This is a genomic window from Cryobacterium sp. Hh11 (assembly GCF_004404045.1).
Lineage (GTDB): Bacteria > Actinomycetota > Actinomycetes > Actinomycetales > Microbacteriaceae > Cryobacterium > Cryobacterium levicorallinum.
This window is the reverse complement of record NZ_SOHF01000037.1, coordinates 70,671-87,396: the sequence shown is the minus strand read 5'-3', so window position 1 is coordinate 87,396 and position 16,726 is coordinate 70,671. Positions and strand designations below refer to the sequence as shown.

At 66.5% G+C, this 16,726-nt stretch carries 17 protein-coding genes and 1 riboswitch; of the genes, 10 read left to right on the top strand and 7 right to left on the bottom strand.

Annotated elements, in window-relative coordinates:
- Positions 1 to 73: 73 nt before the first annotated feature.
- Positions 74 to 1,111: an extracellular solute-binding protein gene (locus tag E3T46_RS16455; RefSeq protein ID WP_134579371.1), complete on the bottom strand. Its 1,038-nt coding sequence runs from the start codon at positions 1,109 to 1,111 to the stop codon at positions 74 to 76.
- A gap of 283 nt (positions 1,112 to 1,394) precedes the next feature.
- Between E3T46_RS16455 and E3T46_RS16450 the strand changes: the two genes are divergently transcribed.
- Entirely contained in the window at positions 1,395 to 2,639 is a 1,245-nt protein-coding gene (locus tag E3T46_RS16450) for an MFS transporter (RefSeq protein WP_134579370.1), read from the top strand.
- Between the two features lie 9 nt (positions 2,640 to 2,648).
- Positions 2,649 to 3,344 (top strand): endonuclease NucS, encoded by a 696-nt coding sequence (nucS, locus tag E3T46_RS16445; protein WP_134579369.1) that lies wholly within the window; start codon positions 2,649 to 2,651, stop codon positions 3,342 to 3,344.
- Here nucS and E3T46_RS16440 read toward each other — a convergent pair whose 3' ends face one another.
- Positions 3,345 to 4,280, bottom strand: a complete 936-nt coding sequence (locus tag E3T46_RS16440; RefSeq protein WP_241980858.1) for an aldo/keto reductase — start codon at positions 4,278 to 4,280, stop codon at positions 3,345 to 3,347.
- Positions 4,281 to 4,392: 112 nt separating this feature from the next.
- Between E3T46_RS16440 and E3T46_RS16435 the strand changes: the two genes are divergently transcribed.
- Positions 4,393 to 5,061: an HAD hydrolase-like protein gene (locus tag E3T46_RS16435; protein ID WP_134579368.1), complete on the top strand. Its 669-nt coding sequence runs from the start codon at positions 4,393 to 4,395 to the stop codon at positions 5,059 to 5,061.
- Between the two features lie 4 nt (positions 5,062 to 5,065).
- Here the strand turns inward: E3T46_RS16435 and E3T46_RS16430 are convergent, their stop codons facing one another.
- The 3 genes from E3T46_RS16430 to hxlB form a co-directional block, all read right to left on the bottom strand.
- The gene (locus E3T46_RS16430) at positions 5,066 to 6,535 is read right to left on the bottom strand and encodes an FAD-dependent oxidoreductase (protein ID WP_134579367.1); all 1,470 of its coding nucleotides are present in this window, start codon (positions 6,533 to 6,535) and stop codon (positions 5,066 to 5,068) included.
- A gap of 31 nt (positions 6,536 to 6,566) precedes the next feature.
- The gene (gene hxlA / locus E3T46_RS16425) at positions 6,567 to 7,190 is read right to left on the bottom strand and encodes a 3-hexulose-6-phosphate synthase (protein ID WP_092448092.1); all 624 of its coding nucleotides are present in this window, start codon (positions 7,188 to 7,190) and stop codon (positions 6,567 to 6,569) included.
- 111 nt (positions 7,191 to 7,301) lie between these two features.
- Complete coding sequence (gene hxlB / locus E3T46_RS16420) at positions 7,302 to 7,886, bottom strand: 6-phospho-3-hexuloisomerase (protein ID WP_134472221.1); 585 nt, start codon at positions 7,884 to 7,886, stop codon at positions 7,302 to 7,304.
- Between the two features lie 113 nt (positions 7,887 to 7,999).
- Here hxlB and E3T46_RS16415 point away from each other — a divergent pair, with 113 nt between their 5' ends.
- From E3T46_RS16415 to E3T46_RS16385, 7 genes are all read left to right on the top strand, one after another.
- A complete protein-coding gene (locus E3T46_RS16415; protein WP_134579366.1) occupies positions 8,000 to 8,968 on the top strand; it encodes a helix-turn-helix transcriptional regulator in 969 nt (322 codons plus the stop codon).
- A gap of 113 nt (positions 8,969 to 9,081) precedes the next feature.
- A riboswitch (TPP riboswitch) is annotated at positions 9,082 to 9,189 on the top strand.
- Positions 9,183 to 10,838 (top strand): phosphomethylpyrimidine synthase ThiC, encoded by a 1,656-nt coding sequence (thiC, locus tag E3T46_RS16410; protein ID WP_347232626.1) that lies wholly within the window; start codon positions 9,183 to 9,185, stop codon positions 10,836 to 10,838. (Overlaps the previous riboswitch by 7 nt.)
- Before the next feature lie 77 nt (positions 10,839 to 10,915).
- Positions 10,916 to 11,305, top strand: coding sequence for a hydroxyethylthiazole kinase (locus E3T46_RS18775; RefSeq protein WP_347232625.1), 390 nt, complete (start codon positions 10,916 to 10,918; stop codon positions 11,303 to 11,305).
- Positions 11,284 to 11,529 carry a hypothetical protein gene (locus tag E3T46_RS16400; RefSeq protein WP_166790314.1) on the top strand — a complete coding sequence of 82 codons (246 nt, stop codon included), beginning with the start codon at positions 11,284 to 11,286 and terminating at the stop codon, positions 11,527 to 11,529. Before E3T46_RS18775 ends, E3T46_RS16400 begins: the two co-directional genes overlap by 22 nt.
- Before the next feature lie 101 nt (positions 11,530 to 11,630).
- Entirely contained in the window at positions 11,631 to 12,614 is a 984-nt protein-coding gene (locus E3T46_RS16395) for a BTAD domain-containing putative transcriptional regulator (protein ID WP_134579363.1), read from the top strand.
- Between the two features lie 123 nt (positions 12,615 to 12,737).
- Positions 12,738 to 13,451 (top strand): response regulator transcription factor, encoded by a 714-nt coding sequence (locus tag E3T46_RS16390; protein ID WP_134579362.1) that lies wholly within the window; start codon positions 12,738 to 12,740, stop codon positions 13,449 to 13,451.
- Complete coding sequence (locus tag E3T46_RS16385; protein WP_134579361.1) at positions 13,444 to 14,790, top strand: ATP-binding protein; 1,347 nt, start codon at positions 13,444 to 13,446, stop codon at positions 14,788 to 14,790. Before E3T46_RS16390 ends, E3T46_RS16385 begins: the two co-directional genes overlap by 8 nt.
- On the opposite strand, the gene E3T46_RS16380 is transcribed toward E3T46_RS16385, so the two are convergent.
- Both E3T46_RS16380 and E3T46_RS16375 read right to left on the bottom strand, forming a co-directional pair.
- Positions 14,747 to 15,736 (bottom strand): hypothetical protein, encoded by a 990-nt coding sequence (locus tag E3T46_RS16380; protein WP_134579360.1) that lies wholly within the window; start codon positions 15,734 to 15,736, stop codon positions 14,747 to 14,749. The genes E3T46_RS16385 and E3T46_RS16380 overlap by 44 nt on opposite strands.
- Complete coding sequence (locus E3T46_RS16375) at positions 15,736 to 16,716, bottom strand: multicopper oxidase domain-containing protein (RefSeq protein ID WP_134579359.1); 981 nt, start codon at positions 16,714 to 16,716, stop codon at positions 15,736 to 15,738. Before E3T46_RS16375 ends, E3T46_RS16380 begins: the two co-directional genes overlap by 1 nt.
- Positions 16,717 to 16,726 lie beyond the last annotated feature (10 nt).

Genomic DNA, 16,726 nt, shown 5'->3' with positions numbered 1-16,726 from the left:
GGCATCCGCTTTGGTAAAGGGTAGGGCGCGGCTGCCGACCTGAGCCCGCAACCGCGCCTTCACTGCTTTAATATTAGATCAGGCCGTGCTTGCCGAGCAGGGTCTGGGTGTCTTCGAGGGTGTCGAGGTCGGCGAGGTCGAGGTCGGGGTTGACCAGCGAGTCGAGCGCCGGCAGGCCAGCCGGGGCGTCGATGCCAGCGATCAACGGGTACTCGAATGTCTCATCCACGAAGTACTGCTGCGCCTTCGCGCCGACCAGGTAGTCGATGAATTCGAGCGCGTCGGCGTCTTCGGCTGCTCCGGCCAGCAGGCCGGCCCCGGCCACGTTCACGATGGATCCAGCGTCTCCAGCTTCGGGGTAGGAGAGCTGAGCACGCATGTTTTCTTCGCCGGTCTCGGCGGCCATGGCAAACCAGTAGTAGTGATTGAGCAGTCCGGCCTCGATCACACCGTCATTGACGGCGGCGAGAATGGCGCGGTTGTTGTCGAAGATGACCGGGCTGTTCGCGGCGATGGCGGCGACCCACTCATCGGCGGCTTCTTCGCCGTTCAGCACGCGGTAGGCGGTGACGAAGGCCTGGAAGCTCGCATTGGTCGGCGCGATTCCAAATTTTCCGGCCCACGCCGGGTCGGTGAAGGCGTCAACGGATGTTGGCACCTCGGCCGCGCTCATCGCCTCGCTGTCGTAGGCGATCACGCGGGCCCGGCCGGTGACGCCGACCCAGGTGTCGTCGGTCGAGGTGAATCCGACCGGGATCGCGTCGGTCGTCTCGGCGGGAAGCGTGGCAAACAGGTCGGCGTTGGCGAGGGCGCCGAGCGCTCCGGCGTCCTGCGCGAGGAAGACCTGGGCCGGCGTGGCGTCGCCCTCCTCGAGCAGCAACGCGCCGAGCTCGGCGGTGTTGCCGTAACGAACCTCGACGCTGATGCCGCTGGTCTCTTCGAACTGATCGATGAGCGGCTGGATGAGCGCTTCGTCGCGACCGGAGTAGAGCGTGAAGGCGCCGTCGCTCGTGGCCCCTTCTGCCGCTGGCTCGGCGGCTTGGGTGCACCCGGCGAGGGCAAGAACGGTGGCGCCGGCAACGAGGGCGGCGAGGGAGAGCGGGATGCGCATGGGACTCCAAGGACGGGGGTTTTATTGGCTAAGGTAAGGCTACGCTAACCCGCTGAGCGACGCCAATCGGCGGTGTCTTCGGGCGTCATGCGCCGGTGTCAGGCAGGTCCTCAGCGAGAACCACCGCAATTGCAGTCGATCTGCCGCATCATGCGGGCCCACGCCGCGAGGTCACCATGAGCGTTCAGTGCCATCGCCACCCTCTGTGGGAACTTCTCGTTGTAGCGTTAAGGTTCCCACCCACCCGCTGTCGAGGCCTCCCGCCCGCCACTTGAGGAGCCCGATGACCAACTCCCCCGTGATTACCGCCGCCACACGCTCGGGCCTGATCGGCTGGCGCAACGCCGTGTTCGCAGCGTTCTTCGTCTCCGGACTGGGCCTGGCCAGCTGGATGGCGCGGGTTCCCGCCGTCCGCGACGGCCTGGGGCTCGATACCGCGCAGGTCGGCATCCTCATCTTCGGTCTCTCGGCCGGCTCGGTCGTCGGACTGCTGATCGCCGCCGGACTGCTCGCCCGCCTCGGCGCACGCCGCGCCATGCTGGTCAGCATCTCGCTGTCGGCGACCGGACTCGTGTTCATGGGCGTCGGCGTCAGCCTCGCGCCCTCGGCCCCGTTCGTGTTCGCGGCCCTCGCCGTGTTCGGCGCAGGCATGGGATCCCTCGACGTCATGATGAACGTCGAGGGCGCGGCCGCCGAGCGGGCCATCGGTCGCACTCTCATGCCACTCATGCACGCCTGCTTCAGCCTCGGCACGGTGGTCGGCGCGCTCGGCGGCGCCGCGGCATCCGCGTTGGAGATCTCGGTGTTCTGGCATCTGCTGGTCATGGCGGCACTCGTTCTGGGCACCGTTCTCGTGGCCGTGCGGTTCCTGCCGGCCGCCATCGAAATCGATACTGAAGCGGATGCCCCGCGCCTCGCCTGGCGCGCGCGCCTGCAGGGCAGCCTCGCCGTCTGGCGTGATCGCAAACTGCTACTGATCGGGCTGATCGTGCTCGGCATGACGTTCGCCGAGGGCTCGGCGAACGATTGGCTGGCCCTCGCCTCGGTCGATGGACACGGCCTCAGCAACACCGACGGCGCCGTCGTGTTTGGAGTGTTCGTGGCCGCGATGACCGTGGGCCGCGTGATCGGTGGCCCCCTGCTCGACCGGTTCGGCCGGGTGCTCGTGCTGCGGGCCTGCGCCGGAATCGGCATCGCGGGGCTCGTACTGTTCATCCTCGCGCCGAACACCCCGCTCGTTTTTGTCGGCACAATCCTCTGGGGTATCGGCGCCTCGCTCGGTTTTCCGGTGGGCATGTCGGCGGCCGCGGACGACACCAAGAACGCTGCGGCGCGGGTGAGCGCCGTCGCCATCATCGGCTACGGTGCTTTTCTGGTCGGACCGCCCGTGCTCGGACTGCTCGGCGAAGCCTGGGGAATCCTCAACGCGCTGTACCTGGTTTTGGTGCTGATGGTGCTGGCCGGGCTGGCCGCTCCGGCGGCGCGGCCGGCGGCATCCGTTTCGAACGATTCAGGTCGACTCGGTTAAGATCGATCAGTGCGCCTTGTAATTGCGAAATGCTCCGTTGACTATGCCGGGCGTCTTAGCGCGCACCTGCCGCTGGCCACCCGCCTGCTGATGATCAAGTCCGATGGCAGCGTGCTCGTGCACTCCGACGGCGGCTCCTACAAACCGCTGAACTGGATGAGCCCACCCTGCTCGATCGCCATCTCCGAGCCCGACGGCGATCAAGCGGATGCCGGAATCACCGCCCTCTGGACGGTCACCCACGGCAAGACCGCCGACCAGCTCGTGGTCAGCGTGTACGAGGTGCAGCACGACTCGGCGCACGAGCTCGGCATCGACCCCGGCCTGATCAAGGACGGCGCCGAGTCGCACCTGCAGAAGCTGCTGGCCGAGCACATTCATCTGCTCGGCGAGGGTTTCACCTTCGTGCGCCGCGAATACATGACCGCCATCGGGCCGGTCGATATCCTCGCGCAGGATGCGAGCGGCCGATCGGTCGCGGTAGAACTCAAGCGAAATGGTGATATCGACGGGGTGGAGCAGCTCACGCGCTACCTCGAACTCATGAATCGCGACCCGCATTTGGCACCGGTCAGTGGGGTTTTCGCCGCGCAGACGATCAAACCGCAGGCCCGCAAGTTGGCGGAGGATCGCGGCATCCGCTGTCTGCTCCTCGACTACGACGCCATGCGCGGCCTCGACGACACGGCGTCGAAGCTCTTCTAACTAGGGCAGCGGGCGCCCGCGGGCCGCAAGGTACAGCGCGAACCACTCGTCGCGGGTCATCGCCGCTGCCTGCGCTGCTGCATCCCCGCAGGCCCGAATGCGCGCCGGATCGCTCGATCCGAGGACGGGGTCGATGTGCGCGAGGTGTCGCATCAGCCAGCCGAGAACGATGGCCTCACGGGTCGTGTTCTTCGCCTCGGCCAGCGTCTGCACCAAAGCGGATGCCGCCTCCTCGGCCGCCGTGCCCGTCGCCCCGGAATACCGGCCCTGCGCGAGCGCGCCCCAGGCCTGCAGCCGCACCCCATTACTCGCGCAGTGCTCCAGCGTGCCGTGCGGGAAGGTATTGTCGGCGCCCTCCGGGTGGTTGACCAGCACCGTGCTGTCGACCCAGTCGCGCTTGAGCAGGCTCATCTCAAGCTGGTTCACCACGATCGGCAGGTCGATCTCGCGCTGGAGGAACGCGATCTGCGCGCCCGACATGTTCGAGACGCCGAGCGCGCGAATTTTTCCGGCGGCGTGCAGGTCGGTCACCGCCGCGGCGACAACGGCGGGTTCGAGCAACGGATCGGGCCGGTGCAGCAGCAGCGTGTCGACGTAGTCAACGCCCAGGCGCGCGAGGCTGTCGTCGACGCGCGCCACGATCGCCCCGAGGTCGTAGGGAGCGTGCTCTGCATCCAAGCGGATGCCGCACTTCGTCTGAATCTCGATGCGCTCGCGCAGTCCCGGAGAGCGTTTCAGAACCTCACCGAACACCTGCTCCGCCTTGCCAAAGCGGTAGATGTCGGCATGGTCGAACACCGTTATGCCGATGGACAGCGCGGCCTCGACCGCGGCGGCGGCGTGGTCGATATCGGCCGCGACGTAAGGAGCGGGGCTCCAGTCGCCGCCGAGTCCCATGCATCCGTAGATCAGGCGGGCGGGCGGAGACAACGTCATACGGATTCCTTTGTGAGGGCGAACAAAAAGGCTAGCGCCTCGCTAACCGTACGAATGCTGAGAAAATGGGTAAATGGGACACTTTTTCGGCTGACCGCCTAGGCTATGCCGAATGAACGCAACATTGACGCGCACCTGGAGCGCTATTCTCTTCGACCTTGACGGAACCATCACGGATTCCGCCCCGGCCATCACCAGCTCTCTGGCCCGCACGTTTACGCTGCTCGGCCGCCCGGTGCCCTCCCCTGCCCAACTGCTCGCCTACGTCGGCCCACCCATGTTCGACGCCTTTCAGGAATACGCCGGCATGACCCCCGCCGAAGCCGTCGAAGCCATCGCCGTCTACCGCGCCGAGTACCACGGCGCCGCCGCGCTCGACACGGCTGTCTTTCCCGGCGTCGCCGGCCTGCTCGAACGTATCCACGCGGCCGGAATTCCGCTCGCCCTGGCCACCAGCAAGCCCGAGCTCAGTGCGATCGCCATTCTCACGCACTTCGACCTCGCCAAGTACTTCACAGCCACCGTCGGTGCTTCCGCCGACGACACCCGCAGCAACAAGGCCGACATCGTCGCAGAGGCGCTCGCCCGCCTGGCCGCGACCGGCGTAGACACCGGCGGCGCCGTCCTGGTCGGCGACCGCAGCTACGACGCCATCGGCGCGCAGGCGAATGGCATTCCCGCGATTCTGGTGGAGTGGGGCTACGGCTCGCCAGCCGAGGCCGAGGCGGCGACCGCGGTCGTGCACTCGACCGACCAGCTCCGCAAGCTGCTGCTCGGCTGAAGCCCTACGAGTCGAAGCCTAGGCCCAGCGCATCGAGCCCCTTGAGCAGCACGTTGCGGCGGCCCCGATTGTGGTCGGCACGATTGAGTGCCCAGCGCGTGGCCTGAATTCCAGCGGATGCGAGCGGCTCCGGTGGGAACGAAAGCGGACGGCCCCGCACCATGGCCAGTTCAGTGCGCTCCGTACTGCGGCCGGCCAGCTGGTCCAGCATGACCTGGGCGGCGAAGTGCGTGGCACCAACACCGAGGCCGGTGAAGCCGGCCGCATAACTGATGCGCCCGCCGCGAGCCTGCCCGAAGAAGGCACAGAACTGCGTGGACGTGTCGATCGCGCCGGCCCATTTGTGGCTGAAGCGCACGCCGGCCAGCTGCGGAAACGTCGTGAAGAAGTGGCTGCTGAGCTTCTCGAAGGTCTCCGGTCGGTTCTCGTAGCCGCTGCGCACCTTTCGCCCGTAGTGGTACACGGCGTCGTAGCCGCCAAACAGAATGCGGTTGTCGGCGCTCAGCCGGTAGTAGTGAAACTGGTTGGCGAGGTCGCTCAGGCCCTGCCGATTCTGCCAGCCGATCGCGGCGAGCTGGCTCGCATCGAGCGGTTCGGTCATTAGCACGTAGTCGTAGACCGGAACGGTCGCGAGTTTGTTGCGTTTGAGCAGCGAGGGAAAGACATTGGTGGCGAGCGCGACCTTCTGGGCGGTCACGGTGCCGCCCGTGGTCACTACCCGGGCGCCCTGGGCCGGCCGATGTCGGGCCGTGTCCACGCTCTGCACGAGCGAGTGCTCGAAGATCTCCACTCCAAGGTCGGTCGCCACGCGCGCCAGTTCGGCGGCGAGCTTGCCCGGATGCACGAGGGCGGTGCTGCCCCGGTGCCAGACGCCGGCGAGGTAGGTCGGTGACGCGACCTCGGCCCGCACTGCGGACTCGTCGAGAAACACCACGTTTTCGCCGGTCGGCTCTTCGCGCAGCCACTCAATCTGATGCTCTTCGATGGCGAGGTCGATAGATCCGGTGCGTTCAAAACCGCAGTCGATGCCGAGGTCTGCCACCTCTCGTTCGATCTCGTCGAGGTTCTCGTTGCCCAGTTCGGTCAGTCGGTCGATCTCTTTCGGCCAGCGACTGCGCCCGTTGTCGTCACCGTGGGTCAGGCTCGCCTCGCAGAAGCCGCCATTGCGACCGGATGCCGCCCAGCCGACCGTACGCGCCTCCAACAAAAGCACCCTCGCATCAGGGTTTTGCTGCTTGGCCAGCACCGCACTCCACAGCCCGAGGTAGCCGCCGCCAACGATCGCGAGGTCGCAGCGCAGGTCGCCGGTGAGCGCTGGATAGCCGGTACGCGGCTCGAGGTCCTCGAGCCAAAACGAGCCCTGGCGTGTTCCCGAGAGCGAGGCTTTGACAACGGATGCCGCTGGCCGGGCCCGGTCGGATTTCTCCTCACCCGGGCAGGGACATCCGCTTAACGCAAAAGTGCCGCCCCGCAGACGCGGGACGGCACCAGATCAAGCGCTTGGGCTAGATAATCGCGGCGCGAAGGGCGGCAGCAGCTGCGGCCGGGTCTTCGGCGCCGTAGATTGCTCCGCCGGCAACGGCGACCGTTGCTCCGGCGCGCTGCACCGAAGAGATGGTCGACAGGTTCACGCCGCCGGCAAGGGAGAACGGAACCTTGGCGGTCTCGCCCTGGTTGAGCAGTGTGGCGAGCGAGAAGCCGGGCTCGGCCTGCTCGTCGAGTCCAGCGTGCATCTCGACGAACTGGGCACCGAGCGCGGTGACCTCGCGGGCGCGGGTGACCTTGTCGGCAACGCCGATGAGGTCAACGACGATGCCCTTGCCGTGCTTGGTCGCGGCGGCGACGGCTCCGATAATGGTGCTGTCCCCGGCCGTGCCGAGCACGGTGACGAGGTCTGCACCGGCGGCGAAGGCGATGTCGGCTTCGAGCTCGCCGGCATCCATCGTCTTGAGGTCGGCGAAGACGATCTTGTCGGGGTGCGCGTTCTTGATCGCGGTGACGGCGCGCAGGCCCTCTGCCTTGATCAGCGGGGTGCCGAGCTCGATGATGTCGACGTGCGGTGCAACCTGAGCAGCCAGCGTGAGCGCCGCTTCGGTGGTCAGTACGTCCATAGCTACCTGAAGCTTCATGGGGGTTCTTCTTTCTGTTGGGGTACGTGTTTCTTGCGACCGGGCCCGGGCCCGGTCGGTGGGCCCATGATCTAACATGGGCCCGGTTTCCGGGCCCGGGCCCGGTCGGTATTACTCGAGGTTGGCGTGACGCGGCCAGAGCTGTTCGGCCGTGGAACCGCTCGCCTTCCAGAGCGTGTGAAACAGGGCGTCGCCGACGAACAACACCGACTGCTCGAACAGGCCGCCCGAATACTGGGCCGACACCTGCCCGGCGTGGTCCTGCTTGGCAGCCGCGGGAATGACCACGGTCACCGCGGCGAGCCGCCCGAGCGGCGACTCGGGCGCCGTGGTCAGCGCAAGAATGCTCGCCCCCACGCCGTGAGCCGTCTCGGCGGCACGCACAATGGCGCCCGTCGTTCCGGATCCGCTCGCCACCAGCAGCACGTCGCCCGACACAATCGCCGGGCTGGTCACCTCGCCGACCACGTGCACGTCGAGGCCGAGGTGCATGAGTCGCATCGCGGTCATCTTCAGTGCCAGCCCGGAGCGGCCAGCACCGAGCACAAATACCCGGGGCGCCGCGGCGAGCAGGGTTGCCGCCTCATCCAGTACTGAAGCGGATGCCGAGCGCAGCGCCTCGACGACGCGGCCGTTCTCGGCGAAAATGAGGCCGAGGGCATCCGCTGCCAGTGGGGTGGTTGTCGTTTCGGTCATGATTCAATGGTCCACTCCTTCGAGTGGGAATGCTGCCCGCCAAACGAGCGGTTTTCCTACCCAAACGGATGGCTCTGGGTGGGCTCCAAGGATGGCCCGGGTAGGCTGGGGGCATGACTTCCGCTCCATCTAACCCCGGCGTGCGCGCCACCGCCACTGAAGCCGCTGCCCGCAGCACGGCCGCCGCCCTCCGGTCTGATGCTGCTACCGGAGCAGCCGAACCGGCCGCGTCATCCGCCACGACCACAAAACGCTCGACGCTCCCCGCAAACTCCCCGGTTCAAACAGCGCGCAGCGCAGCCGCCGAACGCTCCAAACTCATCGCCGACCTCACGGACGCACACGCCACCACGCTGGAATCCCTGCTCGCTGTCCTGCGCTCCGGCAGCACGAGTGACACCGCCGCCCGACAGAAGGCCACCGAACTCGCCGCCGCCGCGATGGTCGCCCTGCGCGCGGTGAGCGACCTCGATCGCAGTCTCACCGAGGAACCCGTCGCCCGCGCCTTCGAACGCCTCAGGAACGACCTGCGACCGCTCGTGCGCTTCGGCGACCTCGACGTGCAGTTCATCGAGCCGCCGGTGAACGGTCGGGCATTGCCCGGCGAGGTCGCCCACGAAGCCCGCGCCATCGTGCGCGGCGCCGTACTCGCCCTCGTCGAACAGGCCGGGGTCGCGCGGGTGCGCGTGCAGTGGGACTGCGACGGAAGTAACCTGCTCATCCACATTCGGGACGACGGTCCGGGCAACCTCGATGCCGAGGTTCCGAGCGTGCGCCAGCTTGCCGCCCGCGTCGTCGCGCTCAGCGGCACCCTCAACGTCGAGGCCACCGCCGGCTGGGGCTCCGAGATGGCCGTGTCGCTGCCGCTCGACGCGCCCACGGCATCCGTCACCGCCGCTGCGGCCTGGGGCCTCAGCCCACGCGAACGCGGCGTGCTCGAACTCGTCGCCTCTGGGGCGCGCAATAAGGCCATCGCACAGGCCCTGACCATCAGCGAGAACACAGTGAAGTTTCACGTGGCCAACCTGCTGCGCAAGGTCGGCGCCTCGACCCGCGCCGAGCTGGCCGCCCTCGCTCGCTAAGCGGATGCCCAGCGCCAGCTATGCCCGGCGCGACGGCCTCCACCGGGCGCGGTGACCGCGACCCCGGTAGGACCCGAGCGCGCAACCAGCGCTAGGGTGAAGGAGTCAGAAGACACACCAACCACGGGAGCGCGCACCAGCGAGCTGAGAGGACGGCCAGGGCCGTCGACCGTTGAACCTGTCCGGGTAATGCCGGCGTAGGAAGTTCGAGAACATGCGCACAATTGACGACACAACTATGTCCGAAACCGTCACAACGGGCCCGATCCAGGGCAGCAGCAAACGCTACGAACCGATAGAAGGCTGGCCGGGGCTCGAAGTTCCGGTGCGCCGGGTGAACCTCAGCAACGGCGAACACTTCGACCTGTACGACACGTCCGGCCCTTACACCGACGAGACGGCCACAATCGATCTCGAGAAGGGACTGCCGCAGACTCGGGCCGGGTGGGAGCATCCGCTGCCCATCGATGGCGCTGCCACCCAGCTGGTCTGGGCCCGCGCCGGCATTGTCACGCCGGAGATGGCCTACATCGCCGCGCGCGAGGGCGTCTCGGTCGAGCTCGTCCGCGACGAGGTGGCGCGCGGCCGGGCCGTCATTCCGGCCAACCACAAGCATCCGGAGAGCGAGCCGATGATCATCGGCAAGGCCTTCACCGTGAAGATCAACGCGAACATCGGCAACTCGGCGGTGACCTCGTCGATCGCCGAAGAGGTCGAGAAGATGGTCTGGGCGGCCCGCTGGGGCGCCGACACCCTGATGGATCTCTCCACCGGCAAGGACATTCACCTCACTCGGGAGTGGATCATGCGCAACTCGCCCATTCCGGTGGGCACCGTTCCGCTCTACCAGGCCGTTGAAAAGGTCAACGGCGACCCGTCGCTGCTCACCTGGGAGATCTACCGCGACACCGTGATCGAGCAGTGCGAGCAGGGCGTCGACTACATGACCGTGCACGCCGGCGTGCTACTGCGCTACGTGCCGCTGACCGCCAACCGGGTGACCGGAATCGTCTCGCGCGGCGGCTCGATCATGGCCGCCTGGTGCCTCGCGCACCACCAGGAGAGTTTTCTCTACACCCACTTCGTGGAGCTGTGCGAGATTCTGCGCCGCTACGACGTGACCTTCTCGCTCGGCGACGGCCTGCGCCCCGGCTCGATTGCCGACGCGAACGACGAGGCCCAGTTCGCGGAGCTGCGCACCCTCGGTGAGCTGACGAAGGTCGCGAAGTCCTACGGAGTGCAGGTGATGATCGAGGGCCCCGGCCACGTTCCGATGCACAAGATCGTCGAAAACGTGGCGCTCGAAGAGGAACTCTGCGAGGAGGCCCCGTTCTACACGCTCGGCCCGCTCGCCACCGATATCGCACCGGCCTACGACCACATCACGAGCGCGATCGGCGCGGCCATCATCGCCCAGGCCGGCACCGCCATGCTCTGCTACGTCACGCCCAAGGAACACCTCGGCCTCCCCAACCGCGACGACGTGAAAACCGGCGTGATCACCTACAAGATCGCCGCGCACTCCGCCGACCTGGCCAAACAGCATCCGCGCGCCCAGGAACGCGACGACGCCCTCAGTCGGGCCCGGTTCGAATTTCGTTGGACCGACCAGTTCGCGCTCTCGCTTGACCCGGACACCGCGCAGAGCTTTCACGACGAGACGCTGCCGGCCGGCCCCGCCAAGGCCGCCCACTTCTGCAGCATGTGCGGTCCCAAGTTCTGTTCCATGCGTATTTCAGCGGATGTTCGGGTGTACGCCGAAGAGAACGGCCTCACCAGTCTCGAGGCCATCGAGGCGGGAATGGCCGAGAAGTCGGCCGAGTTCACACGTCTGGGCAGCTCGGTCTATCTACCGCTGCGGGTGCTCTAATGACGGTCATTTTAGACAAGCGGATGCCCACCGACACTCCCACGGTCACCCCGGCATCCGCTGGTTAGGCCATTCGCGTGCTGGCGGCACTCCACCGGCACCATCCGCTCGTGCAGTGGCTCACGATTACCGTCGTCGCCGGCTTCACCGCCAACGTGCTGCTCGCGGTTGGGGCTGCGCCGGCGATGGTCGACTACACGGAGGAATCGGCCGAATTCTCCGCCATGGCCGGCGCTATTCTGGTCAACCTGGGCACCCTCGCCGTGCACACCGGGCACGAGATCATGACCCGGGCAGCTTCGCCGTGGCCCTGCTGGATGAGCTCCCTGTTCCAACGCCGCCGCAAAATTCTGATCCCATTGGCCATCGCCTGGCTCGAGATGGCTGGGTGCCGGCGACCGCCGCCGATCTGCTCTCCAGCCCGGTGCAGCCCGGGGCCCACCGCGTGCGCATTCTGCTCGAACTGACCGTAACGGATGCCTCCGGCCTCGCCTTTCGCGCCGCCAACTACTCCCTGTCCGGACTCGGCGCGCGGTCCACCGCGCTCTGGGTCGACCCGGCGGAGCAGAGCGGAGCATCCGTTCAAGCGGCCCTCGTTTTCGAAATCCCCAATCAGGTCATTGCCCTCGTCCTGGACGGGCCTCAGGGGGCTAGGCTGTCCCTCGGAACCGGGCACCATACCAACTCCTGAAATGGTCCCCGAAATTGGGGGTAGTTCCCTAGTCCACCCGCGGCTTACCCCGGGCTTGGGCAAACAGGCACCATTGTCGCATTCCAACAGTGGAGGTCGTCATGACAATGGAATCGGACACCCAAGTGCAGCCAGCCAGCGCGCCCTTCGCACACCTCAACGTTCAACTCTTCGGCAACCTGACCATTCGACGCGGCTCCGTAGTTCTGCACGCCCACCAACTCGGCGGACCGAAACCACGCCAGATCCTGGAGATTCTTCTCGTACACGTTGGCCTCCCGGTGTCAAAAGACCACCTGATCGAATTGCTCTGGGGAGCAAACCCTCCGGTCGCAGCCCTGCCCACCCTGGAAAGTTATGTCAGCGTGCTGCGCAGCCACCTGCAGCCCGGTGCGGGAAAGCTCGGGCCGTTGCAGACAACGACCGGCGGCTATGTGTTGGACCGCGACCTGGTCGATGTCGACCTTGACCAGTTCGACGATCTGCTGCAACGAGCCCAGAAGTCCAATCCCGATCTGGCGTACCCCCTCCTACTTCGCGCCCTCGACCTCGCCGAAGCCTCACTGCTCGGTGATGAATTGGTCGCAGCCTGGGCCTCGGAGGCACGCGTCCTGCACGCGTCCCGGCTGACCGTAGCCCGCGTTCTGGCGTCCGAAACCGCCGCTGCTCTGCACCGGATCGACGATTCCGTCGATCTCGCCACCCTCGCGATTGCCGATGACCCGCTCAATGAACGAGCCTGGACGGCCCTCATCCTCGGGCTGGAGGCTGCCGGGCGCCACGCCCAGGGCCTGCAGGCCTATGACCGGTGCCGCCATGCCATGCAGAGCGAACTGGGCTGCGCACCCGGCCAGATTCTGCGCTCAGCCCAGCTGCGTCTGCTGCACGCGACGGCCGCCGAAGACGGTGACCTTGCCGACGTGCTCTCGGCCTTTCTCGTGCTGCACGAACAGCTGGGAGTGCCAGCACCCGATTCGCGCCCCCGACCGAGCACACTTCCGCGACCAGAGCGGGTCGCGGATTCCCTCCGAGAGGCCACTGATGTCATCACCTCATTCCTGCGCCGCGCCGTCGCTCGCGCCTGATTCCCGAGTCGTACCATATGGGGGACAAAAACAACAGGACTCGACAAAATCTCATGTTCTGCGGATACTTATTTGGTCTATGGAGCTAACGCAGCTCGCGACAGGGCAGAGAGGTCGCCGCAGATGACCACGCAGATGTCCCCCCTTGAACCCAGCATTCAGGGGAAGGCGCTTTACTCGCCCGCCATTGCACAGATTCGCATTCTCATCGTCGACGACCACACGACCTTTGCCGAGTTGCTCACCGGTTCCCTTAACCGCGAGCCCGACCTGTGCAGCGTTGGCTCAGCCAACAACGTCGCAAGCGGCATCGCTGCGTGTCTGGAGCTGGTCCCCGACGTTGTCGTCATGGACTACCACCTGCCCGACGGCAGCGGGCTCGTCGCGGCCGCCGCTATTCTGGCCCGCGCCCCGCAGACCCGCATCGTGATCCTCACCGGCGACCCGGCCCTCGAGGCCCTCGAACAGGCCGCGGCGATCGGCGTCTGCGCCTTCCTGCCCAAGGATGGTTCGCTCGCCACGGTGCTCGACACGCTCCGCCATGCTCGGATTGGCGGTTTCATTGTGCATCCGTCGCTCGTGGGCCTGCTCAGCGCTCGACGCCGACAGCACAACGAGGAGGTTCCGTTTCCCGAGCTGACCAAGCGCGAGCTCGCGGTGCTCCGCCTCATGGGGGAGGGTTCCGACGTGCGGGCCAACGCCAAGACCCTCGGCATCTCGGAGAACACCTGCCGGGGTTACGTCAAGTCCATCCTCGGCAAGCTCGGCGCACACTCCCAGCTCGAAGCCGTCGTGATCGCCACTCGCCTGGGTTTGGTTCCCGCCCAGCATGTCTAACTCGGCGGCGAAGCCCAGCCGCCTCGACCGAACCCGGTCGGACGAACGTTCCGAGGTGCGCTCGGCGGTGGGCCGGTTCATCACCGTCGGCGTCATCGCCATGATGATCATCGCCGTCCCGGCCGCACTCTGGGTCCGCGCTGAATCCAAGAGCAACGCCCTGGACAACGCCATCCAACAGGCTCAACGCCTCGCCGACTATTCCATCGGACCGCTCATTACCGACGACCTCCTCGCGGGGTTGCCCGGATCGACCCGTCGACTGGACGACCGCCTGGCTCCCCGCATCTCCGACGGATCGATTGCGCGCATCAAGGTCTGGGACTCCGAGGGGCGAATCGTGTACTCCGACTTCCCGGCATTGGTCGGCCAGGTCTTCGACCTGCCGAGCTTTGCCCCTGAACTCCTGGCCGGCGGCAAGGGGCGTGCAAACCTCGGCGTGCAGGACGGCGCCGAGAACGCGCACGAATCCCAGGCCGGCGAATTGGTCGAGGTGCACGTGCGCACCACGGCGGCCAACGGTCAGGTCGTAATTTTGGAGGCGTACTTCAATGACGACGGGGTCCGTGACGAGCAAAACGCACTCGTGGTCGGGCTGATTCCCACCTTCCTGCTGTCCCTTGGAGCCCTTCAAATGGCCCAGCTCGTGCCGGCGATCCAGCTGGCCCGGCGCATCCAGGGTCACCAGTCAACGAAACGCCGCCTCCTGCAGCACGCGATCGACGCCTCCGACCTGGAACGCCAGCGCATTGCCCGTGATCTGCACGACGAAGTCATTCAAGATCTGGCCGGCCTGTCCTACGCCCTCGAAGCCGAGGAAATGCATTCCACCCCCGAGAATCGGGCGCTCTTCGGCCAGGCCAAGGCCATCCTGCAAAAGAACGTGCGCACCCTGCGCGCTATGACGACCGAGCTCTACCCACCCGATCTGGCCGAACTCGGACTGCCGACCGCCCTCACCCGGCTGGCCGCCCCGCTGCTCGAGCACGACATCGAGGTCAAACTGCATATTCCCCCCGACTGCGATCTCGACCGGGACCGCTCGGCGATGTTCTATCGGGTGGCCCGCGAGGTGCTCGCCAACACCGTGAAGCATGCCAAGGCCGGCACCGTCGAGCTGACGCTCATGCAAGATACCGATCGCACCATCCTGCTCATCCATGACAACGGCTGCGGCTTCGACATGGCCGCGGACGCACCCGAGAATCACATGGGTCTGCGCATCATGCGCGACACCATCGAGGTCGCCGGCGGCACCCTCGAGGTGCGCTCCTGGGTGGGCGGCGGCACCTCCGTCATGGCGACTCTGGATCGGGTCGTTCCGGTTCGAACGCGCTAGCCCGAAGCCTGCGCCGCCGCCGCACCAGACTCCAACCGGCGAGCAGCACCGTCACGCCCAGCACCACCGCGAGTCCGATCCAGTAGGCCAGCCACGGTCCCAACGGTGTCGAGTCAACCTCGGCCTCGGCCACCGGCGCATCGCTCACCACCTCATGAGGGGTTCCGCCAGCCAAGGCCACCGGCTGTGGGATCGGTTCGGCGGCGACGTCAACGCCCGTCCCGCCGGGAGTACCGGCCAGGACAGCCACCCGCCGGGGTGTGGTGCCGGCCGGGCGTGCCATCGCGCTGCGCACGGAGTCCACCATTTCGTCGCCCAATAGTGTCCCGAGGTAGCTCACGCCCAAGGTGTCGGTGCCAGCCGTGGTCTCGTAGTTTCCCAGAGCATCAGAGAGGATGCCTTCACGCGCAATAGCATCGGCCAACGCCCCCGGGTCGGTCGCGTCCACCTCGAAGACGAGATCGTGCACCAGAACGGTCAGCACGAAGTACTGCGCGGGTTGGGTGGCCGTCGATGCATCGATAAGGCCGCGCGCATCGTCTTCGGTCGACCCCGCCGGCAGCAGCAGGGTCAGCTGGGGCACGGCCTGCTCCAGCACCCCGGCCGGCAACACATCGGGGGAAATCTGGGCGAGCCTAAGGTTGGCACCGTCGGCATGCTGGTCCACGCCGGCGCGCAACGTGGGCAGATCGGCATCCGCTCTCGTATGTATCGCGAGTACGACCCGGCGTTGCACCAGTGGTCCGTCGTAGTTGACCAGGGGTCGGCCATTGCCAATTTCGCTGCGTGAAGCGGATGCCGCGGCTGGCCTAGTCGAGGTGCTGGTCGTGCCAGGCGGGGCGGAGGCCCAAGCGGTGCAGCCACTCAGCACTCCAGCCGCCAGTAAACCAGCGCTGAGCAGAGCGAGAAGCCGCACCGCCGAGGTCGGACGGGTCGCGTGAACCATCAGGTGCCGGCTGGCAGCCCCGGCAGGTACACCGGCGGGTAGGCATTCATCGGCATCGTGTCCCAATAGGCGGGATCGGAGTAGATCGGGTCGTTCACCCGGGAGTCTCCCACCGCGAATTGCACCATCATGTCATGGTCCTCGTGCACCAGGTTGTGGCAGTGAATCATGTAGCGGCCGCCGGCCTCCGGCCCGGTGTCGAACTGCATGAGCACCGTGATCGACTCGTTCTCGCCGACGTAGATGTCGCCGTAAAATCCGCTGTGCAAGCGGTCGTTGTAGCCGAGGGACCCATCGGCGTTGAAAAGTGCATCGGAAATCATCAGCGGCACATCGAACTCGCCCTGGGGCAGCTGTGCGCGCTCATAGGCGTCCGACAGGGGATAGAACGCGGCCAGGCCGGCGTAGACGTTTTGCGCGGTGACATGGTGGTTGTGGTCGTGGTACCCCAGCGTGCGCGCGTTTTGCCAGTTGGGATAGTGATAGTTCTTGACGTCTCCGGGGGCCGTGACATCGTTCGCATAGCCGTCGTACTGCGGCAGCGACGCCGAGCCGTGCAGGTGGGTCACGGTGCGGAAGGCGCTGGGATGCAGCAGGCCTTTGGCCGGCAGTGCGTTGCGAATGCGCACCTCGCACCGGGTGCCCTGCCTAGCCCGAATGGTCGGCCCTGGGAAGATGCCGTTGTAGCCGGCGATCGTGGTCGACAGGCCCGGCACAAACTGCGCCTGGCCAAGTTTTTGGGTGAGTGCGTACCGGGCGAATGGGCGGTCGGGGTCACCCTCGTCGAAACCGGTTTGGTACGGGGCCAGCACCGGCGGGCGGCGAAAGACGCCGGCGTAGGGCACCGGCATGTTCGCGGGGGCGAGCTGGCTTTGAGTGGGCAGCGGCACGGTCGGAACGTCATTGTCATTCCCTTCCATGCTGGCCAGACCAAGCGCACCGAAGGCGCCGAGCTGGAGAACTTCCCTGCGTGATGTCATTTCTCTCCTC